General features: G+C 64.9%; 19 protein-coding genes. 15 read left to right on the top strand and 4 right to left on the bottom strand.

Annotation, left to right across the window (positions count from 1 at the left end; all coding sequences use genetic code 11):
- Positions 1 to 49: 49 nt before the first annotated feature.
- A complete protein-coding gene (gene infB / locus ACXR2W_RS03430) occupies positions 50 to 2,905 on the top strand; it encodes a translation initiation factor IF-2 (RefSeq protein ID WP_458811994.1) in 2,856 nt (951 codons plus the stop codon).
- A 485-nt stretch (positions 2,906 to 3,390) separates the two neighbouring features.
- On the opposite strand, the gene ACXR2W_RS03425 is transcribed toward infB, so the two are convergent.
- Together ACXR2W_RS03425 and ACXR2W_RS03420 are read right to left on the bottom strand one after the other, a co-directional pair.
- The gene (locus ACXR2W_RS03425) at positions 3,391 to 4,278 is read right to left on the bottom strand and encodes a DUF805 domain-containing protein (protein WP_458811991.1); all 888 of its coding nucleotides are present in this window, start codon (positions 4,276 to 4,278) and stop codon (positions 3,391 to 3,393) included.
- Between the two features lie 118 nt (positions 4,279 to 4,396).
- Positions 4,397 to 5,035: a DUF805 domain-containing protein gene (locus ACXR2W_RS03420; RefSeq protein ID WP_458811988.1), complete on the bottom strand. Its 639-nt coding sequence runs from the start codon at positions 5,033 to 5,035 to the stop codon at positions 4,397 to 4,399.
- Between the two features lie 159 nt (positions 5,036 to 5,194).
- On the opposite strand from ACXR2W_RS03420, the gene rbfA reads away from it, so the two are divergent.
- A complete protein-coding gene (rbfA, locus tag ACXR2W_RS03415) occupies positions 5,195 to 5,629 on the top strand; it encodes a 30S ribosome-binding factor RbfA (protein ID WP_458811985.1) in 435 nt (144 codons plus the stop codon).
- 16 nt (positions 5,630 to 5,645) lie between these two features.
- On the opposite strand, the gene ACXR2W_RS03410 is transcribed toward rbfA, so the two are convergent.
- Together ACXR2W_RS03410 and ACXR2W_RS03405 are read right to left on the bottom strand one after the other, a co-directional pair.
- Complete coding sequence (locus ACXR2W_RS03410) at positions 5,646 to 6,530, bottom strand: HhH-GPD family protein (RefSeq protein WP_458811982.1); 885 nt, start codon at positions 6,528 to 6,530, stop codon at positions 5,646 to 5,648.
- A 10-nt stretch (positions 6,531 to 6,540) separates the two neighbouring features.
- Positions 6,541 to 6,996, bottom strand: a complete 456-nt coding sequence (locus ACXR2W_RS03405; RefSeq protein WP_458811979.1) for a DUF2871 domain-containing protein — start codon at positions 6,994 to 6,996, stop codon at positions 6,541 to 6,543.
- A gap of 91 nt (positions 6,997 to 7,087) precedes the next feature.
- On the opposite strand from ACXR2W_RS03405, the gene truB reads away from it, so the two are divergent.
- The 13 genes from truB to secA all read left to right on the top strand — a co-directional run bounded on the left by truB (position 7,088) and on the right by secA (position 23,190).
- Complete coding sequence (gene truB, locus ACXR2W_RS03400) at positions 7,088 to 8,044, top strand: tRNA pseudouridine(55) synthase TruB (protein WP_458811976.1); 957 nt, start codon at positions 7,088 to 7,090, stop codon at positions 8,042 to 8,044.
- On the top strand, positions 8,041 to 8,397 hold the full coding sequence (locus ACXR2W_RS03395; RefSeq protein WP_458811973.1) for a hypothetical protein: 357 nt from the start codon (positions 8,041 to 8,043) through the stop codon (positions 8,395 to 8,397). The genes truB and ACXR2W_RS03395 overlap by 4 nt, the downstream gene beginning before the upstream one ends.
- A gap of 154 nt (positions 8,398 to 8,551) precedes the next feature.
- Positions 8,552 to 8,860, top strand: a complete 309-nt coding sequence (locus ACXR2W_RS03390; RefSeq protein WP_458811970.1) for a WhiB family transcriptional regulator — start codon at positions 8,552 to 8,554, stop codon at positions 8,858 to 8,860.
- 129 nt (positions 8,861 to 8,989) lie between these two features.
- The gene (locus tag ACXR2W_RS03385) at positions 8,990 to 11,887 is read left to right on the top strand and encodes a glycosyltransferase (RefSeq protein WP_458811967.1); all 2,898 of its coding nucleotides are present in this window, start codon (positions 8,990 to 8,992) and stop codon (positions 11,885 to 11,887) included.
- A complete protein-coding gene (locus ACXR2W_RS03380; protein ID WP_458811964.1) occupies positions 11,884 to 13,275 on the top strand; it encodes a DUF5719 family protein in 1,392 nt (463 codons plus the stop codon). The genes ACXR2W_RS03385 and ACXR2W_RS03380 overlap by 4 nt, the downstream gene beginning before the upstream one ends.
- Before the next feature lie 18 nt (positions 13,276 to 13,293).
- Complete coding sequence (locus tag ACXR2W_RS03375; RefSeq protein ID WP_458811961.1) at positions 13,294 to 13,746, top strand: metallopeptidase family protein; 453 nt, start codon at positions 13,294 to 13,296, stop codon at positions 13,744 to 13,746.
- Positions 13,747 to 13,804: 58 nt separating this feature from the next.
- Positions 13,805 to 14,488 carry an MtrAB system response regulator MtrA gene (gene mtrA / locus ACXR2W_RS03370; RefSeq protein WP_458811958.1) on the top strand — a complete coding sequence of 228 codons (684 nt, stop codon included), beginning with the start codon at positions 13,805 to 13,807 and terminating at the stop codon, positions 14,486 to 14,488.
- A 5-nt stretch (positions 14,489 to 14,493) separates the two neighbouring features.
- Positions 14,494 to 16,182: an MtrAB system histidine kinase MtrB gene (mtrB, locus tag ACXR2W_RS03365; protein ID WP_458811955.1), complete on the top strand. Its 1,689-nt coding sequence runs from the start codon at positions 14,494 to 14,496 to the stop codon at positions 16,180 to 16,182.
- Complete coding sequence (locus ACXR2W_RS03360; protein WP_458811952.1) at positions 16,179 to 17,855, top strand: LpqB family beta-propeller domain-containing protein; 1,677 nt, start codon at positions 16,179 to 16,181, stop codon at positions 17,853 to 17,855. The genes mtrB and ACXR2W_RS03360 overlap by 4 nt, the downstream gene beginning before the upstream one ends.
- Positions 17,856 to 17,921: 66 nt before the next feature.
- A complete protein-coding gene (locus ACXR2W_RS03355) occupies positions 17,922 to 18,659 on the top strand; it encodes a ComF family protein (protein WP_458811949.1) in 738 nt (245 codons plus the stop codon).
- A 94-nt stretch (positions 18,660 to 18,753) separates the two neighbouring features.
- The gene (gene hpf, locus ACXR2W_RS03350) at positions 18,754 to 19,383 is read left to right on the top strand and encodes a ribosome hibernation-promoting factor, HPF/YfiA family (protein WP_458811946.1); all 630 of its coding nucleotides are present in this window, start codon (positions 18,754 to 18,756) and stop codon (positions 19,381 to 19,383) included.
- Between the two features lie 561 nt (positions 19,384 to 19,944).
- Positions 19,945 to 20,070 (top strand): transposase, encoded by a 126-nt coding sequence (locus ACXR2W_RS03345; protein ID WP_489948824.1) that lies wholly within the window; start codon positions 19,945 to 19,947, stop codon positions 20,068 to 20,070.
- A gap of 384 nt (positions 20,071 to 20,454) precedes the next feature.
- Complete coding sequence (gene secA, locus ACXR2W_RS03340; protein WP_458811943.1) at positions 20,455 to 23,190, top strand: preprotein translocase subunit SecA; 2,736 nt, start codon at positions 20,455 to 20,457, stop codon at positions 23,188 to 23,190.
- Positions 23,191 to 23,221 lie beyond the last annotated feature (31 nt).

Genomic DNA, 23,221 nt, shown 5'->3' with positions numbered 1-23,221 from the left:
CGTTAATTTTGGTTCCCGCCTGTCTGGCGTGAACCCAGACAGGAGAAAAGTGGCTAACCCACGCGTACACGAGATCGCAGCTGAGATCGGTGTCGATAGCAAGGTCGTTCTGGCCAAGCTGAAAGAAATGGGCGAGTTCGTGAAAGCGTCCTCGTCAAGCGTTGCACCTCCGGTAGCACGCAAGGTGAAGGCAGCCCTCGCTGCTGAAGCAACCCCCCAGTCCTCAGACGCCCCCGCAGCTGCAAAGCCCGCGGCAGGCGCTCCCAAGCCCGGTGCTACCCCGAAGCCCGGTGCTGCTCCGAAGCCCGGTGCTGCTCCGAAGCCCGGCGCAAAGCCGGCTCCTAAGCCCGGCGCAGCTGCAGCTCCCGCCGCGGAAGCACCCGCTGCGAAGCCCGCAGCAGCGAAACCCGCAGCAGCGAAGCCTGCTGCCGAGAAGCCTGCAGCTGAAGCATCGGCAAAGCCCGCTGCGGCTCCTAAGCCTGCCGCTGCTAAGCCTGCCGCTGCTAAGCCCGGTGCTGCTAAGCCTGGTGCTGCGAAGCCTGGCGCTAAGCCTGGTGCCGCTAAGCCCGGTGCAGGCGCGCCGAAGCCCGGCGCGAAGCCCGCTCCCAAGCCCGGTGGGCCCCGTCCCGGGAACAACCCCTTTGCCACGAGCCAGGGCATGGGCATTCCCCGTCCGCCCCGTCCAGGTAACAACCCCTTCTCGTCGAACCAGGGCATGCCTCGCCCGGGTGGCGGCGCAGGTCGACCCAACCCGGGTAACATCCCGCGTCCCGCTCCGCGCCCGCAGGGTGCAGGAGCCGGTGCAGGTCGTCCCGGCGGTGCAGGTCGTCCCGGCGGTGGCGGCGGTCGCCCCGGTGGCTTCACTCGCCCCGGCGGAGGCCCCGGTGCAGGCACGGGTGGTCCCGGTGGCTTCGGCGGTCCCCGTCCCGGTGGTGGATTCGCTGGCCGTGGTCGTGGCGGCCGTGGCGCAGGCACCGCTGGCGCATTCGGCCGTGGTGGCTCCAAGAGCAAGGCACGCAAGTCGAAGCGGGCGAAACGCGCAGAGTTCGAGATGCGCGAGGCACCGTCACTTGGCGGCGTAAGCGTACCTCGCGGTGACGGCACGACGCTGATTCGTCTGCGTCGTGGCGCTTCGCTCTCTGATTTTGCAGACAAGATCAACACGAGTGCGTCGAACCTCATCACCGTGCTGTTCCACCTCGGTGAGATGGCGACTGCAACCGAGTCGCTCGACGAGGCAACGTTCGAGATTCTCGGCGACGAGCTGGGCTACAAGATCCAGGTCGTCTCGCCCGAGGACGAAGACCGCGAGCTGCTCGAAGGCTTCGACATCGATATCGAAGCAGAGCTCGAAGAAGAGGGCGACGATGTTCTGCAGCCCCGCCCGCCCGTTGTTACCGTTATGGGTCACGTTGACCACGGTAAGACCAGCCTGCTCGACGCGATCCGTAAGGCAAACGTCGGCGGTGGCGAGGCTGGCGGCATCACGCAGCACATCGGTGCCTACCAGGTACACACCGAGCACGACGGTGTTGACCGCGCACTGACCTTCATCGATACCCCCGGTCACGAGGCGTTCACCGCCATGCGTGCCCGTGGTGCGCAGGTCACCGACATTGCGATCCTCGTGGTCGCGGCAGACGACGGCATCATGCCACAGACGATTGAAGCGCTTAACCACGCTCAGTCGGCCGGCGTGCCGATTGTTGTTGCGGTCAACAAGATTGACAAAGAGGGTGCAAACCCCGACAAGGTGCGTCAGCAGCTCACCGAGTTTGGTCTGCTCTCTGAGGAGTGGGGCGGCGACGTCATGTTCCGTGACGTCTCGGCGAAGGGCAACATCGGTATCACCGAGCTCCTCGACGCAGTGCTTCTCACGGCAGACGCTGGTCTCGACATGCGTGCAAACCCCAACAAGGGTGCTCGCGGTGTTGCGATTGAGGCAAAGCTCGACAAGGGTCGCGGCTCGGTCGCTACCGTGCTCATCCAGTCGGGTACGCTGCGCGTTGGCGATGCGATCGTGGCGGGCACGGCCTACGGCCGCGTGCGTGCGATGAGTGACGAGAACGGCGATCCTGTCCTGGAAGCCACGCCGTCGCGTCCAGTGTCGGTGCAGGGTCTGTCGAGCGTACCTCGTGCAGGCGACACCTTCCTCGTCACCGACGAAGACCGCACCGCGCGACAGATCGCTGAGAAGCGTGAGGCTGCACAGCGCAACGCGATGCTTGCGAAGGCACGCAAGCGCATCAGCCTCGAAGAGTTCACGAAGGCGCTTGAAGATGGCAAGGTTGAGTCGCTCAACCTCATCATCAAGGGTGACGTGTCGGGTGCTGTTGAGGCGCTCGAGGAATCGCTCATGAAGATCGAGGTCGACGAGTCGGTCCAGCTGCGTATTCTGCACCGTGGTGTGGGCGCGATCACCGAGTCCGACGTGGATCTTGCCACGATCGACAACGCCATCGTCATCGGCTTCAACGTGCGCCCCGACGTCAAGGCTCGCGAGCGCGCAGCGCGTGAGGGCATCGACATCCGCTTCTACAACGTCATCTACAACGCGCTTGATGACATTGAGGCTTCGCTCACGGGCATGCTCAAGCCCGAGTACGAAGAGGTCCAGTCGGGCGTCGCCGAGATCCGCGAGGTTTTCCGCTCCTCGAAGTTCGGCAACATCGCCGGTGTTATCGTGCGCAGCGGTACCATCACGCGTAACGCCAAGGCTCGCGTTATCCGCGACGGTGTCGTGCTCGCCGATGGCCTGGCCATCGAGTCGCTGCGCCGCTTCAAGGACGACGTCACCGAGGTCAAGACTGACTTCGAGTGCGGCATCGGTCTCGGCAAGTTCAACGACATCCAGCCGGGTGACGAGATCGAGACCACCGAGATGGTTGAGAAGCCCCGCGGCTAACTCTCAAGTGCGGCGCCGGATCGGCTCCCACTCACGCTGAAGGCCCGGTCAGTTCTTGCGAACTGGCCGGGCCTTTGCCGTGTCCTCACGGCATCGCTGCTTCGAACCGTGCTCGGGTCGACTTCACTCCTGACTCGTGCCACGTTAATGCTGGCGTGCAGTGCACATGTCGAGGCTTTGGGGCAATATCCCAGGCGAATGAGGCTTTCCCCCGCATCCGTTGCACCGAAGATCGATTCATCTGGCAAAGAGGGCGTGCGGCTAAAAGTGGGTGTTATCAGACCTGATAACACCCACTTTTGGCCGCACGATGTTTTTGGCTCCTGCGTGTGACCTGGTTCGTGCCGTTTGAATGCCGGCAGACAGCTCATCTCGTAACGAGCAACGTCAGCGCCCGCACGGCAAACGCAAAGGCCGGTCAGTTTATGTAAAACTGACCGGCCTTCACGTTGCACCGCGGCTTCGTGGCGGTGAGACGCTACGCGTTAGTAGCGCACGATGTTGACCTCGTCGAACCGGCGCCCCTCGGGCTTTGACGGGAGAATCATGAAGACGATCATAATCAGACTCCCAACATAAGGAATGAACGACAAGAAGTACATTGGGCCGGCGAAGTTGCCGTCGTGCAGCCTGCGCCACGCGAGCCCGAGTGCCGGCAACAGAATAGCCAAACTGAAGCCGAAGAAGAGAATGCCGCTAATGAGTAACATCACGAAGCCGATGCCCGAAGGCCCGCCGTAGAACGCGTATGGGTCACTAACGACCATAAGCAGACCAATAAAATAGAAGATCCCAGGCACGAGCATAACGAGGCCGTAGAACAGCTGAACCCACCAGTACTCACTGCGTGAGGCTCGGCCCTTGAAGTTCACGTAGTTCTTGAAGAAGCGTCGAATGGCTTGGCCAAAGCTCGCACCGTAAAGCGGACGAGTGAGATCTTCTGGGTCGGTTGCTCCGTCAAACGGCTCGCCGGGGCCCGGCGCACCGTAGGCAAACCCCTGCGGCTGCTGCGCCTGGTACTGCGGCTGCTGCGCCTGGTACTGCGGGTACTGCTGCTGGTACGCTGCCTGCTGGTACTGCGGCTGAGCCGGTTGCTGATACTGCTGCTGGTACTGCGGCGCCTGCGGCTGTGTGGGCTGCTGCTGGTACTGGGGCGGCTGCTGCGGCTGCTGGTATTGCGGCTGGGCGGGCTGTTGGTACTGCGGCGCTGCCGGCTGCTGAGGCTCGGCACCCTGGCCGTTGTATTGAGCCTCAAGCTGCTCTCGCGACAGCTGCGGAGGACCTTGGGGAGCCTGAGACGTGGGGGGCTGCTGCGGGGTCCCGTGCTCGGGCTGCCCAGGCACGCTCCCCTCGGGCGGCTGTGGGATGGTCATGTGTTTCTCCGTTCCAGGCCCAACACCGCTGCTCGGTGTAGTTGAGCCACGTTATCTTGCGGTGACTACCTCTAAGCGTACGGGCTTTGGCTTTGACGCTAAAGCGATCCGACGTGACTTAGATGCGGTCGAACCTCCGCCCCTCAGGCTTCGAGGGAAGCAGCAGGAACACGAGCACCACAATCGAGCCGATGTACGTGAGGCTCAAGAAGTAGAACGGACCAGCGAAGTTGGCATCGTGTAGACGACGCCAGGTGATCGCGAGGCTTGGAATGATGGTTCCGAGGCCAACAATGACGAGCAAGATGATGCCAACGATGGGCAGTGCTGCGGCGAGAATCGACGGGACGATGGCGATGAGCGCAGTGAAGAGTGCAGCCCACCAGTACTCGCTGCGCGATGCGCGACCCGAGAAGGTGGCGTAGTTCTTGAAGAACCGCGAGATGGCTTGCCCGAATGATGCGCCGTACAGCGGGCGGCCAAGGTCATCTACTGTGCTTGCGCCGTTGAAGGGTTCGCCGGGGCCAGCAGCGCCGTAGGGGCCCGCCTGTTGGTACTGCTGCTGGAACTGGGGTGCCTGCTGCTGGTACCCGGGAGCCGCCTGATACTGAGGCGCTGCAGGAGCCTGCGGCTGAACGGGAGCCTGCGGCTGAACGGGGGCCGCCTGGTACTGCGGCGCTTGCGGTGCCTGCGGCTGCACGGGCGGCTGCGGCTGCTGGGGTCCTTCGTTGCCTTCGGGCGGTACAGGAATCGTCATTCGCTTCTCCTTGTAGAGGACTCGCGCCCTCGCGTGTGCGAAAAACTTGAGCCGATGGTGTCTAACTGTGCTGAGTGCAGTTAACTACAAGCGTAGGGGGTGGGGGTAGTGCGCCGCGAAGAAAATATAAACCGGGGCGCGGCACGGTAACCTTGGGGTATGAGTAATCCACGGGCCGGAAAGGTCGCCGAGCGCATTCAGCAGATCATTGCGAGGCGTCTCGATAAGGGGCTGCGCGATCCGCGGCTCGGCTTTGTCACAATCACCGAGGTTCGCGTCACGGGCGATCTGCAGCACGCGAGCGTGTTCTACACCGTCTATGGCGACGAAGAAGCCCAAGCCGGTTCAGCTGCCGCGCTCAAGGCCGCCACTGGCATGATGCGTAGCGAGGTTGGCAAACAGCTCGGCACGCGGCTCACGCCCACGCTCGAGTTCATTCACGACGAGCTGCCCGAGACAGCGCAGCACATGAACGACCTACTCGCAGAGGCTAAACGTCGTGACGAGGCCGCTGCCGCACTGGCTTCAAACGCCAACTACGCTGGCGAGGCCGACCCATACGTGAAGCCCCGCGACGAAGAGTTGGGCGAATAGCGCACGTAGCCAAGAACTACGGCAGCCTTGCGGTGCCTTCGAACTCGATCAGCAGCCCGTCGGCTTTGAGCGAGTCGTAGGCGCGGCGGGGCTGTTTCTCGTCGCGCACGCCGCCTTCGCGTGCCGCGTCGAGCACGGCCGCCACGGTCACCGCGCCCGCCCGCTCGCGCAGGAGTGCCATGATGCGCCCGCGCACCTGCCGATCGCTGCCCTCGAACTTCGCCTGTCGTGGGCGCTTCAAAGGCGCGTTATCGGGGTACCCGGCACCGCGCCACTCGCACCAGGCCGCCACGGGGCAGCCTGCGCAACCCGGCGCGCGGGCGGTGCAGATCACGGCTCCCAGCTCCATCGCGGCCGCATTAAATACGGCCGCTCGCTCCGGATCAACGGGTAGTAAGGCCGCCATATCCTCGAGATCAGCGGGGGCGGGCATCCCGGCCGCGGCGCGGCCGTGCACGGTGCGTGCGATTACCCTGCGCGTGTTCGTATCGACGACGGGATGCCTGTCACCGAACGCGAACGCGGCGACGGCGCGCGCTGTGTACGGACCGATCCCGGTCAGTGACAGGAGCGCGTCGACGTCGGCGGGAACCTCGTCGTCGTACTCCGAAGCGATCTGACAGGCGGCGCGGTGTAACCAGAGCGCGCGACGCGGGTACCCGAGTCGCCCCCACGCGCGTACTGCGTCACCGGGTTCGGCGGCAGCAAGCGCAGAGGGGGTCGGCCAGCGCGCCATCCACTCGAGCCACCTGGGTCTTACACGGTCGACCTGGGTTTGCTGCAGCATGAACTCCGACACCAGCACGCCCCACGCCGTGGTGTCAGGGCTGCGCCACGGCAGGTCGCGGGCCGAAGCCGTGAACCAGCCGTTCAGTGCGCCCGCAAACTCGTTTTGATCCATCCAGGCCAGTCTACGAGGCCTGCGAGGCTGCAGCAGGTGCGGGAGCCCGCTTCACCGCCGCTCGCAGCACCACGAACAGCATCACGAACGCGGCGGTGAGCAAAATGTGTCCAATGCCTGCGATGCCCGCGATCATTGCGTTTGACTCGAGTCCGAGCACGGTGAGCGTGCCGTGGGTGATCAACATGCCCGCTGTAACAATGAGTCCCGCGTGGTAGAGCCCCAAGAACCAGCGATAGCTGGTACGTGCATGCGACATCGTGAAGAGACGCTCAAGGGCCAAGAAGATTAAGAAAGGAATGAAACCGAGCACGAGCAGGTGAGTGTGGGCGAGTCCGAGCTGGGTGAATGCACCCTCAGGGAAGCCGACGGCTTTCGTGAGTTCGCGATAAAACAGTCCAGACAAGACGCCCACGATCGCGTAGGCGAAGGCTGAGCCGAGCAAATGGTTGAGTGGATTCTTCATGGTTCTAGACTCCGACACACCGCGGCAGCGGGCATCGCCCAAAAGGGTGAGATCCACGGGTTCGCAAGTTTTGCCCGGGTAGGCTGGAGGGGTGCTGAATGACCCCGTAAAACTGCCGCCGCAGGGCGCGATCGTGTTCGTAGACAAGGCCCCCGACTGGACGAGCCACGACGTCGTCGCGAAGGCTCGGCGCACGCTGGGCACGCGCAAGGTGGGTCACGCGGGCACGCTCGACCCGATGGCGACGGGCCTGCTCGTGCTCGGTGCGGGGCCCGCGACGCGACTGCTCACGCACCTCGTTGGGCTCGACAAGACCTACACGACGACGATCCGGCTCGGCATCACGACCGTCACCGACGACCGCGAGGGCGACCGGCTCGAAACCGCGGGCGCGGCCGATGTAGCCCGGGTCGCGGCTGATCCGGATCTCATTGCCGCGGCGATCGCGCGCCTGACGGGCCCCATCGAGCAGTCACCGAGCGCGGTGAGTGCGATTAAGGTCGATGGGCAGCGAGCCTACGATCGGGTGCGAGCGGGGGAGAACGTAGAGCTGAAGGCGCGGCCCGTCACGATTCACGCTTTTGAGGCGGGGCCGGCAAGGCTCTCACAAACCGATGATGGCGTCGCCGTGATCGATATTGATGCGACCGTGCGGTGCTCGACGGGCACGTATATTCGCGCGCTGGCACGCGACCTGGGCGCAGATCTGGGCATCGGGGGGCACCTCATCGCGCTCAGGCGCACCGAGGTGGGCCCGTTTCAGGTTGAGGGAAGCACGCCGATTGCTGAGCTCGTGGAAGGCAGTGTACGGGTGCTCGAGTCGCCCGCCGATATTGCTCGCAAACTGTTTCCCGTGCTCGAGATGACAGCAGACGAGACGCGCGACCTGGGGCACGGCAAGCGCTTTGAGGTTGAGGCGTCACGCTGCGCCGACGCCGGGCTCGTGGCGGCTATCGCGCCCGACGGGCGCCTCGTCGGGCTGATTGAGGTTAAGCGCGGCCGCACCCGCGTCGTCACCAACTTTCCGTGGCAGGAGGAGCGCGCGTGATCACCTGGTTTGCGATTGCCATCATCGCGGTTGCGGCGCTGGGCGCCGCGGTGTGCGGTGTGCAGGCGGCAGGAAAGCGCGCCCCCAATGACTACACAATGGGGGCGACGCTCGTCGTGGGGCTGCTGCTAGTCGCCCAGATTGTCATTAGTATTGTGGCGCCTTTCACGGGTAATACCGCAGTGGGGGACCCGCTCGAGTTCTGGATGTACCTGATCGTCGCGGCTGCGCTACCGTTTGGCGGCGGGTTTTGGGCGCTCGTGGACCGCACTCGCTGGGCGAATATTGTGCTGGCTGTGCTGCACCTGTCGGTGGCTGTGATGACCTATCGCATGCTCGTAATTTGGGGGTAGCTTTACCTGCTCAATACACGTTTCAGACACGATGGTGTGTCTTGCGCTCTCAATCAATCCTTGAGGGTTTACAATTCTCGGCTTGACTTGCGCGAATCACACCGGTGTAATTATGGGGTGTGACGCATTGCGCCGAACCAGAAAGGAGCGCCCGTTGAGTGAATCACCGCACGCGCCGGTTCCCAGTAACTGGTTTGTAGACCCCGTGTACCTCGGTGTTCCGGGGGTGCCGCAGGCCGATGAAGCACTCGCGTGGCAGGCCGACGCGCTGTGCGCGCAGACCGACCCCGAAGCCTTCTTCCCTGAAAAGGGTGGGTCGACGCGCGAAGCTAAGCGCATCTGCGACAGTTGCGAAGTGCGCTCTGAGTGCCTCACGTACGCCCTTGAGAACGACGAGCGGTTTGGCATCTGGGGCGGGCTGTCTGAGCGAGAGCGTCGCAAACTGCGCCGCGACGCGGTGTGACCGCGTCAACCGCACCGATCACGTCGATCGCACCGAGCGCGACGTGACGGTCGCGTGAACACATTCGAAGCACATGACGGCATGGCTTCAGCACGCACACACCAAGATCCCCCTAGACTGGGCCCGACTATGCGCACGAGAGTAACCGCCATTCTGGTCGCCCAGCGGGGCGGTACATGGCTCGAAGAGACCATCGCTGGGATAGCCGCGCAACAAGCGGCCCCCGCAGCGATCATTGCGGTGAATAACGGCGGCGGCAGTGAACTCGCCGCACAGCTGCTTGATAGCGGCGCAGACCGGGTGATCGGCATCAACCAGCGGGTATCGTTTGGGCGCGCCATCGCGCAGGCGGTCACTTCGATCGGGGAGGGTCCCACGCTGCCGGTGTCTGACGGCACCGCGATCGAGCCGATTCACGGCGGCCTGCAGCCAGACGAGCAGCCAGGCACAGCCGCGAACGGCGACCCCAATGTCGCTAACGAATGGTTCTGGTTCTTGAGTGAAGACTCATGCCCCGAGCCAGAAGCGCTGCAGGCGATGCTGGGTCGCGTGCAGCGTGCACCCTCAGTGGTGGTCGCCGGCCCCAAGATCGTCGACTGGGACGCCCCAGATCGCATCATCGAGCTTGGCCAGAGCCTCACCCGCTACGGTGCGCGCTGGATGCTGCGGCGGCAAGAACTTGATCAACAGCAGTACGATCACCTCCAAGACGTCATGGGCGTGGGCCCAGTGGGCATGCTTGTGCGCCGCGACGTGTGGGCCGAGCTTGGCGGTTTTGACGCAGCGCTACCCGTGTATGACGACGGACTTGACTTTTGCGTGCGCGCGCGGCTCGCGGGTCACCGCGTTGAAGTCGCACCCGAGGCGCGGGTACGGTTTGCGCGCAGCGGCGTCGCGGGCCCCCGCATTGACCGCAGTGCGGGCGTGATGCGCGCGGCGCATCGACAGGCGCGCGCCTCGCACCTGCACCGACGCATCACGTACGCACCCGCACCCGTCGCGTTTCTCGAGTGGCTGGGCCTACCGTTGTATGGGCTCGTGCGCGTGCTGTGGGCGCTGATTCGTGAACAGCCGGGCCACATGTTGGGCGAGTTCGTGGCCGCGTTCACCGTGTTTTTCAAGCCCCACGCGCTCATCGCTTCACGTCGCAGGCTGGGGCGCGGGTCGAAGGTGGGCTGGGGTGCGATACGCGGGCTGCGTATCGACCCAAAGTCCGTGCGCACCGCGCGCATGATCGACCGCGAAGCCGTGCTCGCCTCAACCGGTCGGCTGCGGCGAGAGCTGCACTTCATCTCCTCGGGAGGGCTTGCCGTCGTAACGGCCGCCGTGGTGGCTGCGATCGCGCTCACCTGGTGGGCGCTGCCCCGCACGAGTCTCGTGGGTGGCGGACTGCTGCCGCTCAGCTCGTTTGGCGAGTTGTGGTGGAACACGCGCATTGTCGACGGCGTCGCCGCAGACCCGTTCACGTGGGTGCTCGCCCTCGTGGGGACGCTCACGTTCTGGACCCCTTCACACGCGGTCGTGCTGCTGCTCATTGTGGCGGTGCCGCTTGCTGCGCTGGGCGCTTGGATTTGGGCTGCCGGGCTTACTGAGTCGAAGGCGGGCCGCGCGCTCGTAGCGCTGGGGTACGCGTTGAGCCCTGTCGTGCTCGGCGCGCTCGCCTCGGGACGACTGCCCAGCCTGATTCTCGCGATCGTGCTGCCCTGGCTGCTGCTCGCGGCGTCGCGCTGCAGGGAATCGTGGAGCTGGGCGGGCACGGCTTCTATGCTCGCTGGCATCGCGCTTGCGGCAGCGCCCACGCTACTGCCCGCCGCGGTGGTCATGCTTGTCGCCGGGCTTGTGATCTCGGCGCGCGGGATCGCACGCGTGCTCACGACAGCGATCGTGCCGCTCGTACTGTTCGCCCCCAAAATCGCGATCTGCGTGATCGAGGGGCGCGCGCTCGACCTGCTCATTGACCCGGGTGTCACACAGAACTACACCCCGGGCACGACCTGGCACATGTTGCTCGGTTTCGCCCAGTTTGGGCTCGAGGGCTGGGGTGAACTGCTCGACGGCTTTGGCTTTGGCGGGCCCCCCGCAACGCTGCTTGTCGGGCTCATGCTCGCCCCCATCGCGGTGCTCGCGGTCGCGGGCGCCGTCACCGCACAGGTCAAATCGACCGTGTTTCTTACGCTCACGGGCGGCCTCGGCATGATCACCGCGCTCGCGGCTGACCACCTCCGGCTCGTCGTGCTGGGCGACACCGCGGTCGCGCTGTGGGCGGGATCTGGCCTCACGGTCTACTGGCTGTCGGTGCTCGGTCTCGCGGGCCTCGGCGCTACGGCGCTGCGCCGCGCCGCAACTCCCGCGGCTTCGCTCGCGCTCGTGGGAGCGGTCATTGCGATCCTGCCGCTCGGCGCGCAGCTCACGACAGGCCAGGTGCCTTTCGCTGCCGGATCAACCCAGATGCCGGCCATCGTGCGCGCCGCGGGCGAAACCGACCCCGGCGTGCGCACGCTCGTGCTCAAAGCGAAGGCCCCGCACACGGTGCAGGCTGCGCTCGTGACCGGATCGGGGGAGCGGCTCGACCAGATTCGATCGGCCCCCGAAGCGCCCGAGGCAACCGAAGAGGATCTGGCCGTGGCAGACATCACCGCCGGGCTTGCGAGCGAGGGGGGCGCCGACATGAGCGACGCCCTGCGCGAAGCACACATCGGGTTTGTGCTGCTTGGGAACGGTGGCGACGACGTGGAGCGCGCACAACTCCAGCGCGTGTTCGACCAAAATGCGGCGCTTGCCACGTCGAATCTTACCGATCAGGGGCTGCTGTGGCGGGTGACGGACTCGCGTGCAGCGGGCGAGGTGCCGGGCGACAGCACCGAGCAGCTCGACGGCACCTCGATCAGCGGCCACACCATCTGGCTCGGCCAGATCGTCGTGCTGCTGGGTATGCTGCTGCTCGCCCTGCCCACAGGTGAGGTTACGTGGCGGCCCGAGAAGCGCCGCAAACAACCGCGCGCCGCCAAAGTGAGGAAGCGCTCATGACGCACGCAAAGACCCGGCTCGCCGTAGGAATTCGGGCGTCGGTGGGGGCCCTCGTGGTTGCTGCCGCCGCGGGTGCGGTCGTGCTCGTGGGGCTGTACGACGCTCCCACGGTGGAGCGACAGCCGCTCGCGCTCACGGCAGACACGACACACAATACGGCCCGCACTCTCGTGTGCGATGGCGGTTTTGCTGAGCTTGGTGCTGATCCGGCGCAGCCAGATGTCGCGCTGCCCACCGGGGCTCCCGAGATCGCGTATGCGGGGGCCGAAGCAGAGGGCCGTACGCTCGCTCGCGCCGTGGGTGAGCCGGGGCTGCCGCAGGTGTTTACCGCGAGCGGAGAGGCTTCGATCGCGGCCGCGCAGCTGCAGCAGGTATCGACCGAAACCCTGCGTGGAGCCGTCGCGAGCGCGTGCGCCGAACCGCTCAATGAACAGTGGCTCATAGGGGGTGCGACGAACCTGGGCGTAACAACCACGCTCACAATCGGCAACCCCGGTCTGGTGCCCGCGACCGTGCAAGTGACCGTGTTTGACGAGGCAGGCGAGGTCGACGCGGTGCAGACGGCGGGCGTGATCGTGGCGCCGGGCACGCAGCACACGGTGTCGCTCAACGGGTACGCCCCCGACCGCGCCCGGCTCGCGGTGCGCGTCACAAGCACGGGTGCGCCCGTCACCGCCGCGCTCAGCGTGGGGCACCGCGTGGGACTCGAGTCGTTTGGCGTGTCTTCTGTCGACCGGCAGGCGGTACCCGACACCGAACTTGTGATCGTGGGCGTGGCGAACGCGCCGGCAGACCCCGACGTGCCGAGCGATGCGGGCGAGGGCGACCCGTACCCGGTTACCGTGCGCGCGTTCGCGCCGGGCGGTGAAAGCGGCACCGCCTCGGTGCGCGCGCTCGACGCGAAGGGCCACCTGACCGCGCTCGGCGAGATCGAACTGCAGGCGGGCGCCGTGGGCGAGCTGCTCGTGACGACCTGGCCCGAGGGGGCTGCTGCCATCGAGGTGACATCATCCGTGCCCGTCGTGGCGGCTGCGCTCGGGGCCGCGCAAAAGGGCGCAGACCACGACTACGAATGGTTTACCCCCGCCCCGCGAATCGCCGAGGGCGAGCAAGTCGCCGTTCCCGTCGTCTCTGGCGGCGAAGTGTTCGTGGTGCACCCGGGGGAGGGATCGGTCGAGGTGACCGTCACCGATGCAAAGGGTAAGGAGTCGGTGAGCAAACTGTCTGCCGGCCAAGCGAAGGCCGTCAAGGTGCCCGCGGGCGCCGAGCTCAGCGCTACGGGTGACGTGTACGCCGGTGTGCGGTATCTCGAGGGCGCAAACATTGCCGCCTACCCTGTGCTGCCGCCGAGCCAGCGCGACGGCACGCTGACCGTATACACCAGGTAGCGGCGTAGACTGCAACATATGTTTGGTCGCAAGAAATCTGGGAGCGAGCGCGCCAGCGCATCGCGTTCGTCGGTGAGCAGACGGCATGAACGAAGGCCCATTAGGTCGTCAATTACCGGCCCCACGCTGCCGAACCCGCACAGCCGGTTCAACCGATTCGAGGCCGACGCGCGCGGTGCGGTGCACCTGCTGCAGTCCCACTTTCCTGAAGAACTACGCGGGGTGCGCATCGGATTTCAGACGGCTCCCGGGCAAAAGGGCGAGAGCAAGTTTCCTTTGCTCTACTCCATCGACCGCAGCACAAGCACGATCATGATGTTTCGGATGCCCATTCAGCGGGCTCGCGGGCTGCACGTGAACGACGACGAACACCGCCGGTATTTTGTGCAGCACTGCGTGTATCAGGCCGTGTGCGAGTACCTCGGGCGCGAGCCGTGGGAGCTCTTGCCCGGCCACTTCGAGCACTACTGAGCCGCGCCCACGCGCTCACGTTCACCGGTTTCACTGGATTACAGCCATAATGGGACTCATGAGCGCGCGCATCTTGGTGGTTGATGACGACAGGGCACTCGCCGAAATGCTGAGCATGGCGTTGCAGGCCGAGGGTTTCGAAACCGAGCACGCTGCAGACGGCACCGACGCGGTCGAGCTGTTTCGCAGCATGAAACCCGACCTGGTGTTGCTCGACGTGATGCTGCCCGGGCTAGACGGCATTGAAGTGTGCGAGCGCATTCGCACAGAGTCGGGTGTGCCCATCATCATGCTCACGGCGCGCACCGACACCCGCGACGTGGTGCGCGGGCTCGAAGCGGGCGCCGACGATTATGTCGTGAAGCCGTTCAAGTCGGTCGAGCTGATCGCCCGCATACGTGCGCGGCTGCGTGAACCGCAGCAAGAAGCGAGCGAGACGCTGCGCATTGGTGATCTCACGATCGACGTGTCAGCACACGAGGTACGCCGGGGTAACCAACCGATTTCGCTGACTCCGCTCGAGTTTGATCTGCTCGCCATTCTCGCGCGCAAACCGCAGCAGGTGTTCACGCGTGAGGTGCTGCTCGAAAAGGTGTGGGGCTACCAGTACAAAGCCGACACGCGGCTCGTCAACGTGCACGTGCAGCGCCTGCGCGCCAAGATCGAGCAAGACCCCGATCACCCCACCATCGTGGCCACGGTGCGCGGCGTCGGCTACCGCGCCGGCGCCCAAACGGCGTAGTCGTCGTGCCCGCGAGCCGCAACCGCGTGCAACGCACGCTGCGCAGGTGGCGGCTGCGCTGGGTGAAGCTGACACACCCGGTGCTCGGCCCGTTTCGAGCGAAGTGGCGCAGGTCGTTGATGCTGCGCACGATGACGGTGACGGGGCTTGTAACCGGGTTCACGATTCTCGTGGCGGGCGTGTTCATTGTGACGAGCGTGAGCGACGACCTGTACTCGTCGCGCCGCGACCAAGCGCTACAGGACTCGGCTCGCGCCACACTCGCGGCGCAGCGGCAGATCGACGCCTCAGACCGGGGCAGCCTGTCGACGCTGTCTGCGACGGTACGCCGTACGGTGCAAGACACCTCCTCGAGTCAGCTGGTCTACCTGCGCAGGCAGCCCGGGCAGCCAGCGTTTCCCGACGCCCCCACCGCGTCACGCACCAACGACATGCTGCCCGACGCGGTCACGAGCGAACTATCGGCCGCCGTCGCGAACGGTGACGAACCGCAGCTGTGGCAAGCGGTCACGTTTGTGGGCGAAAATGGCGTACCCGCGCCGGGCATCATTGTGGCGTCGACGCTCACGTTTCCGGCCGGGGCAGGCGACTACGACCTGTTCATCGGGTACAGCCTCGCCGACACCCAAGACACGCTCGATTTCGTGCAGCGCACGCTGCTCGCAACCGCCGCAGTAATGATGGCATTCATCGGCATTCTCGTGTGGATCATTTCACGCATCGTGTTTCGCCCGATCAGAGCGGCGGCCGACACGAGCCGCCGGCTGGCCGCGGGCGAGGCGCGGGCGCGCATGCCGCGGCAGAACGACGAGCACTTCGACGTGCTGTCTGAAGGCTTCAACAACATGGCAGACACACTGCAGTCGCGCATCCACGAACTCGATCAACTGTCTGAGATGCAGCAGCGATTCGTGTCAGACGTGTCGCACGAACTACGCACGCCGCTCACCACCATCAGGCTCGCGAGTGAAGTGCTCGAGGCCGGATCGGGCGGGCTCGCGCCCGGGCAGCAGCGGGCAATTGAGGTGCTCGGCACGCAGGTTGAACGCTTCGAATCGCTGCTGGAAGACCTGCTCGAAATCTCGCGCTATGACGCGGGGCGGGTGACGGTCGAAACGGAACCCACTAACCTCGTGAAACTGGTCGAAGGAGTCGCTGACGCGCTGCGCCCACTCTCGCCCGGCGAGATCACGGTGAACGCGGTCGGCGGCTACGCGCCCATCGACGTTGACCCGCGCCGCATGCATCGCATCGTGTCAAACCTGATCGGCAATGCGATTGAACACGGCGAGGGCGAGCCGATCATCGTGACCATGGACTCAAACGCGACCGCTGTCGCGGTGACCGTGCGCGACACCGGCATCGGCATGTCTGAAGAACAGACCGTGCACGTGTTTGACCGGTTCTGGCGCGCTGACCCGTCACGCAAACGTACGCTCGGCGGCACGGGGCTCGGGCTCGCGATCGCACAAGAAGACGCTGCCGTGCACGGCGGGCTGCTCGAGGTCTGGTCACGACTGGGCGAGGGCACAACCTTTAGGCTGACCCTGCCCCGCGGCGACGCCGTCAACAGCTTCGTCTCGCCGCTCCCGCTGATACCTGAGGGCTACATCGCCACAGAAACCGATTCGACGGTCACGAGCCGCTGGCTCAAACGCCCGGCACGCCTGATCCGAAGGGAGAAGCGACAGTGAGCACGAAACGACAGCTTCGAAAGATCCGGATCATGTGCCTCGCGGCGGTCGCGGCGCTTACGACCGCGCTTGCCGGGTGCGCAGCGATCCCGGGAGCTGGGAAGGTCGAGGTGGGCCTCACCGACCTCGAACAGGCCGAGCAGTACTACCAGTTCACAGCGGCCGGGCCAGAGATCGACGCGAGTCAAGAGGACGTGGCGCGCGGGTTTGTAGCGGCCGCGGTGTCGAGCGCAGACAACTACGCGGTGGCGCGGGAATTTCTCGCCAACGACTACGCTGCGCAGTGGGACCCGTATTACGGGGTGCTGGTCGATGAGGGCGCGCGAACGTTTCGTGCAGACGGGGACACGGCGGGGGTGCTGTCGCTGAGCGCGACCGCGAAGATCGATGCTGCCGGTCAGATGCTGCCGGTCGAACCGGGGCCCGCAACGGGCATGCGGTTTGAGTTTGAACGGGTCGGTGGTCAGTGGCGTATCTCGTCGGCACCGAGCGGCATCATTCTCGACAAGAGCACGTTTTTGTCGATCTGGACTGAACAGCAGCTGTACTTCGTGGGCGCGAGCCGGGTGCTGGTGCCGCAGACGCGATGGTTCATCGCGCGAGCCGCGCTGCCGACCGAGGTGGTCACCGCGCTCGTGGCGGGGCCGACGGAGGGAATGCGTGAGAGCTTTAAGAGCGGGTTTCCCGCCGGTACGTCGCTGATCTCAAAGTCAGTGCCCGTCGTCGACGGTCGTGCACGTATTGATATGAGCCCCGAGCTACTCGAAGCGAACCCGCAAGAAATTGCGGCGATACGCCAGCAGCTCAAGTACAGCCTGCAGGGCATACCCGGCGTGAACGGCTTTGAGCTGCTGGTAGAAGGCACGCCGCTGCGCGAACGAGGCGGCGGCATCGACCCCAGACAGGTGAAAGAAGTCGGTGTTCCCGCGGTGCTTGTGGACGGCGAGCTGGGTGAGCTTTCGGCGGGTGAGTTTGTGCCGATGCAGGGGTTCGCCGACCGCGTTGAAGCGCTGCGCCCGCGCGCCATCAGTCTGTCTCTCGACGGCACGCGGGTGGCCGTGCTCGGCGATCAGGGGGTGACACTGCTCGACGTCGACAGTGCTGAGCTGGCTGACGGCCGAGCGAAGCAACTCGCCCCGTCGATCGATCTGTTCGGGTACCTGTGGACAGCCACGCCCAAGGGGCAGCTGCTGGCCACGGGAGCAGACGGTACTCCCATCTCGATTGTGACGCCGTGGCTTGAGGGGCTCGAGGTCACGGCGGTGCGGCTCGCCCCCGACGGTGCGCGCATCGCAGCGCTCGTGGACAGCGAGCACGGTGCGCAACTGCTGCTCGCCGGTATTGTGCGTGACGAAGCCGGGGCGCCCGTGCGCACGACAGACACCGCTGAGACCGCGATGTGGGTGACCGGTGACCCCGTCGACTTCGACTGGGTGGGTGGGGCACGCTGGGCGGTGCTGTCACGCGACAGCTCGACAACTAAGGTGACCAGTGGCGGCCCGGGGCGGTTCGACGAAGCGCAGGGATCTGTGCCGGGAGGCGTGCTGGTCTCGGGTGGCGGCGCCCGCCCGCAGCTGCGCGTGCTCAGCGACAGCGGCGAGCTGTATGCCCCACAGGCGGCCGGGTGGCAGCGGGGCGACGACGAGATCGAACTGCTCGCAAAGCGGGGGTAGCGACAGGTTATCCACAGATTTCTCGAGTGCGCCCCGCTCGCGTCACGTGCTGGGCACACTGGGAACATGAGGAGAGCGCTTGAGGCCTGGGCACGCGCTCGGGCACGCTTCGCGGCAAGCTGGGTCGCACACGACCTGCTGCCCGACCTTGCCGCGCTCGTGTGGCCTGTCGCCTGCGCAGGCTGCGGAGCGGCCGATCGCGCGCTGTGTCATACCTGCCGAGAAGCGCTCGCGAGCGCGCGGCCGTTCACTATTGAAAGTACGCTCGCGCGGGTGCCTGCCTACGCGCGTGGGCCCTACCTTGGCGTGCTGCGCGAGACGCTGGTCGCCTACAAGCACGGTGGCCGGGCCGGTTTTGCGCGGCCCCTGGGTGCGCAACTTGCGCACCCGCTCGCGGCCGCCCTGCGGCACGCGTCATCGCCCCCGCTCATCGTCGCGGCGCCCTCACGCGCGGCGCGGGTGCGAGCGCGTGGATTTCGCCACGTCGAGACGGCACTCAAGGTCGCCCTGCAATCTGTTCCGGATCCGGCGAGACACGTGCGTGCGCTGCGGTCGACCCGCGGGCGACGCGGGCAGGTGGGCCTCGAAGCGGCCGCACGCGTGCAAAACGCGGCGCGCGTGGCCGTGCGGCACGAGTTTCTTGACGTCGTGCGCGGCAGAGACGTGATCGTGGTCGACGACATCTTGACGACGGGAGCGACGGTGCGGGCGGCGTGCGACGTGCTCACGGCCGCAGGGGCGCGGGTAGTCGCGGTCGCAGTGTTGGCCGCCGTGGCGTACGAGGGAACGCCCGAGAATACTTAGGGTGGCACGCGGTGCGTCTGGTGGAGTAGCATTCGTGAAAGGCGTAACGGTGCGCTAGATCGGCCCACCCGCCTGAGTCATTTGGGAGGTCACCATGGACGTGCACATCCGCGGCAAGAACGTCGGCATCACGGATCGTTTTGAAGACTATGTCGGCACAAAGTCGGAGAAGGTGGCTGGCCTGCTGCCCAAGGCTCAGAAGTTCGAGGTGCGCGTGTCGCGCCAGAGCGATCGCAGCCCGCAGCACGGTGATGTCGTTGAGATCACGCTCATCGGACCGGGACCGGTGATTCGCGCAGAGTCGGTCGGCGGCGACAAGTACACCGCCTTCGATATCGCGTATGGCCGAGTGCTCGAGCGCATTCGTCGACTCAAGGACCGTCGAGCAGATCGCCGCGGCCGCGGCCGCACCTCACTGGGTGACGCAGCTACGGCAGGGTTCGACATGGTCGACGTTACGCCGGCGCCGCTTGAAGTCCTCGAAGCGGTGGCGACGGGCGCCGTGCCTGTCGTAACGGGCGAGGCCCCCGACGAGCAGTACAACCCCGTCGTGATTCGCTCAAAGGAGTTTCCGGCCGAGCGCCTCACTACCGAGGACGCGGTCGACCAGATGGAGCTCGTCGGCCACGACTTCTTCCTCTTCATCGAGGTCGAGACGGGCAAGCCGAGCGTTGTCTACCGCCGCAAGGGGTGGAACTACGGCGTGATCTCGCTCAGCGAGTAGCAGATGTGAACGTGCCCGGGTTGTGACGCGCGTCCAACCCCGGGGCGGGGGCGGTCTTCGGACCGCCCCCGTTTTTTATGCCCAGGCGAATGCGGCTTTTGCCCCGCATCCGTTGCACCGAAGATCGACTCCTCTGGCAAAGGGGGCGTGCGGCCAAAAGTGGGTGTTATCGGTCCTGATAACACCCACTTTTGGCCGCACGATGTCTTGGCGCCTGTGTGTGGCCTGGTTCGTGCCGTTTGAATGCCGGCAGACAGCTCATTTAGGTGTGTGGGGCGGTAATGCGTTCTGCCCTGTAGCCGCATCCGAGAGCAAGTAGGACTATGCATCGAAATGACGAGTCGCCACGATAAGTACGCTTTTACCGTGGCGACTCGTCATTTCGATGCCGACTCGTGAGTAATGAAAGACTCGGGCAGCCTGCACCCACTGACACCAGCCGGCCCGCGGGGGCAGACAAGCGGTTCCGTCTCTACGATCAGCAACAACACCTCCTCCCACCTAGCCTGGACGACTGGCTAGGCGAAGACGAAGGAGCCCGTTTCATTTCCGAGCTCGTTGATGGCTCCCTCGACCTCTTCTCTCGTGTACGCGTCATACGAGAACCGGAAAGGGCGCGCCCCGTATGACCCAGCGATGTTGATGAAAGTGCTGCTGTACGCCTACTTGACTGGGGTGACCAGTTAGAACGGCGATGCCGGCGTGATCTCGCGTTCCGGTGGCTGCTCTGCTCGTTCCAAGCGCGGTGCTGCTGGGCATGTTGGCGGCGCGACATCGTTGGCTCGAACGTCCCGTGACACGCGTCAGGCCAGCGTTGGTGGCCCGGCCGAGACGTTACTGCGGCGTCTGATGTACGGCCCGGATCCGGAGCGATGTGCATAAAGCAACGAGCACGCGCAGGCTACGAGCGAGCGCACCCAATTTCACTCTTGGCGCAACTTCTGCAGATTGGGGCGTATCCAGCTGTACTGCGGCCAGGCATTGCTAAGCTGAGGTGTTGTCACGATTCGGCAACGAACGTGACCTAGCGATGCGGCTCGAATCCCGGGCACAACCTACAGGAGTGACAACGTGGCAACAGTTCTCGAGAAGCTGCTTCGCGTCGGCGAAGGCCGCACGCTTCGAAAGCTTGAGCGTCAGGCGAAGCTCGTCAATGAGCTTGAATCTTCGTTCGCTGATTTGAGCGACGAAGAGCTGCGCGAAGAGACCACCGAATTTCGGGCACGCCTCGCGGCGGGCGAGACCCTAGACGACCTGCTGCCCGAGGCGTTTGCCGCGGTACGCGAAGCAGCGCGGCGCACGATCGGCCTGCACCCCTTCCCTGTGCAGGTGATGGGTGGCGCGAACCTGCACATGGGCAACATCTCTGAGATGAAGACCGGTGAGGGTAAGACGCTCGTAGCAACTATGCCCGCATACCTGAACGCGCTCGCCGGCAAGGGCGTGCACGTCATTACGGTCAACGACTACCTGGCGAACTACCAGAGCGAACTGATGGGCCGCATCTTCCGTGCGCTCGGCATGACCACCGGGTGCATCGTGTCGGGGCAGGATCCCACTGTGCGCCGCCAGCAGTACGAGGCCGACATCACCTACGGCACCAACAACGAATTTGGGTTCGACTACCTGCGCGACAACATGGCGTCGACGGCAGAAGAACGTGTGCAGCGCGGCCACTTCTTCGCCATCATCGATGAGGTCGACTCGATTCTGATCGATGAGGCGCGTACCCCGCTCATCATCTCGGGCCCGGCATCGGGTGACGCGAACCGCTGGTTTGGTGAGTTTGCGCGCATCGCGAAGAAGCTGAAGGCCGGCGAGGATTTCGAGGTTGACGAGAAGAAGCGCACGATCGGTGTGCTTGAGCCCGGCATCGAGAAGGTCGAAGATTACCTCGGCATTACGAACCTGTATGAGTCGGTGAACACGCCGCTGATCTCGTTCTTGAACAACTCGATTAAGGCGAACGCGCTGTTCACGCGCGACAAGGACTACGTCGTGCTCAACGGCGAGGTCATGATCGTTGATGAGCACACGGGTCGTATTCTCGCGGGCCGCCGCTACAACGAGGGCATGCACCAGGCTATTGAGGCGAAGGAGGGCGTGCAGGTTAAGGCAGAGAACCAGATGCTCGCCACCGTGACGCTGCAGAACTACTTCCGCCTCTACGAGAAGCTGTCGGGCATGACGGGTACCGCCGAGACCGAGGCGAGCGAGTTCATGTCGACGTACAAGCTGGGCGTCGTGCCGATTCCGACGAACAAGCCACTGCTGCGCAAGGACCAGTCCGACTTCGTTTTCAAGAACGAGCAGGCAAAGTTTCAAGCGGCCGTCGACGATATCGCCGAGCGCCACGAAAAGGGCCAGCCCGTGCTCGTCGGTACCACCAGCGTCGAGAAGAGCGAGTACCTCTCGCGTCTGCTCGCGAAGGCGGGCGTGCGACACGAGGTATTGAACGCGAAGAACCACGCACGTGAAGCTGCGATCATCGCGCAGGCAGGCCGACTGGGCGGCGTCACCGTCGCAACGAACATGGCAGGCCGTGGTACAGACATTATGCTCGGCGGCAACGCCGAGTTCTTGGCCGTGCAGGAGATGGCCGCTCGCGGGCTGTCGCCCGAGGAAGACGCCGAAGCCTACGAAGAGGCCTGGGATGGCGTCTTTGAAGCGGTGAAGGAGACCGTCTCGGTGGAAGCCGAGAAGGTGGCCGCGGCTGGCGGGCTTTACGTGCTCGGCACCGAGCGTCACGAGTCGCGCCGTATCGATAACCAGCTGCGCGGTCGTTCGGGCCGTCAGGGTGACCCCGGCGAGAGCCGCTTCTACCTGTCACTCGCAGATGACCTGATGCGCCTGTTCAACTCGGGTGCGGCAGCGGCCCTCATGAACCGCGATAGCTTCCCCGACGATCTCGCGATCGAGTCAAAGGTGGTGACGCGCGCGATTCAGAGCGCGCAGAGCCAGGTAGAGGCGCGCAACGCCGAGATCCGCAAGAACGTGCTCAAGTATGACGATGTGCTCGACCGCCAGCGCAAGTCGATCTATGGCTCGCGCCAGCAGATCCTTGACGGCGAAGAGATCGAGAGCCGCATCTCGTCGTTCCGTGAGGCAACGATCGACGCGATCCTCGACTCGCACGGTGCTGGTGAAGACTGGGACTTTGACGCTCTCTGGGCCGACCTGAAGCAGGTGTACCCCGTCGGCATCACCGTCGATGAGCTGATGGCCGAGGCTGGCACGAGCCGCGTCGACAAAGCATTCTTGCGCACCGAGATCATGTCTGACGCCGAGGTCGCATACGCGAACCGCGAAGAGGCGCTGGGTACCGAAGCGATGCGTGAGCTTGAACGTCGCGTGGTACTCGCCACGATCGACCGCCGCTGGCGCGATCACCTCTACGAGATGGAGTACCTCAAGGAGGGCATCGGACTGCGCGCGATGGCGCAGCGTGACCCCCTCGTCGAATACCAACGTGAAGGCTTCAACATGTTCGAGGGCATGATGGGTCAGATCAAGGAAGAGTCGATGGGCATGCTCTACAACCTTGAGGTGAAGGTACGCCCCGCAGAAGGTCCCCAGGATCACGTGCACTTGGAGGGTGGCGGACTCGAAGATCAGTCTGCGCCTGATAAGTCCAAGCTCAGTTACACGGCCCCCGATGAAGACGGTGCACCCGCTGAGAGCGGTGCTGAGGCCGGGAAGAAGAAGGCCGCTCCCGCACAGCGAGGCGCCTTTGGGCAGCAGGTTGCTGGCGATGATGCGGCCGAGCCGCAGAACCGCGCAGAACGCCGCGCTAACAAGAAGAAGTAGTAGGCATCGGCTTAACCGCAGTCTCCGCGCG

This window comes from Leucobacter faecis (assembly GCF_054456695.2).
The sequence above is the reverse complement of the archived record's forward strand: the minus strand, read 5'-3'. Positions and strand labels throughout refer to the sequence as shown.

Coding starts and splice junctions, on each gene's coding strand:
- ACXR2W_RS03425 (WP_458811991.1), bottom strand. CDS start 4,278: ATGACCATCCCACAGCCGCCCGAGGGGAGCGTGCCTGGGCAGCCCGAG.
- ACXR2W_RS03420 (WP_458811988.1), bottom strand. CDS start 5,035: ATGACGATTCCTGTACCGCCCGAAGGCAACGAAGGACCCCAGCAGCCG.
- rbfA (WP_458811985.1), top strand. CDS start 5,195: ATGAGTAATCCACGGGCCGGAAAGGTCGCCGAGCGCATTCAGCAGATC.
- ACXR2W_RS03410 (WP_458811982.1), bottom strand. CDS start 6,530: ATGGATCAAAACGAGTTTGCGGGCGCACTGAACGGCTGGTTCACGGCT.
- ACXR2W_RS03405 (WP_458811979.1), bottom strand. CDS start 6,996: ATGAAGAATCCACTCAACCATTTGCTCGGCTCAGCCTTCGCCTACGCG.
- ACXR2W_RS03385 (WP_458811967.1), top strand. CDS start 8,990: ATGCGCACGAGAGTAACCGCCATTCTGGTCGCCCAGCGGGGCGGTACA.
- ACXR2W_RS03380 (WP_458811964.1), top strand. CDS start 11,884: ATGACGCACGCAAAGACCCGGCTCGCCGTAGGAATTCGGGCGTCGGTG.
- ACXR2W_RS03375 (WP_458811961.1), top strand. CDS start 13,294: ATGTTTGGTCGCAAGAAATCTGGGAGCGAGCGCGCCAGCGCATCGCGT.
- mtrA (WP_458811958.1), top strand. CDS start 13,805: ATGAGCGCGCGCATCTTGGTGGTTGATGACGACAGGGCACTCGCCGAA.
- ACXR2W_RS03355 (WP_458811949.1), top strand. CDS start 17,922: ATGAGGAGAGCGCTTGAGGCCTGGGCACGCGCTCGGGCACGCTTCGCG.
- hpf (WP_458811946.1), top strand. CDS start 18,754: ATGGACGTGCACATCCGCGGCAAGAACGTCGGCATCACGGATCGTTTT.
- ACXR2W_RS03345 (WP_489948824.1), top strand. CDS start 19,945: ATGGCTCCCTCGACCTCTTCTCTCGTGTACGCGTCATACGAGAACCGG.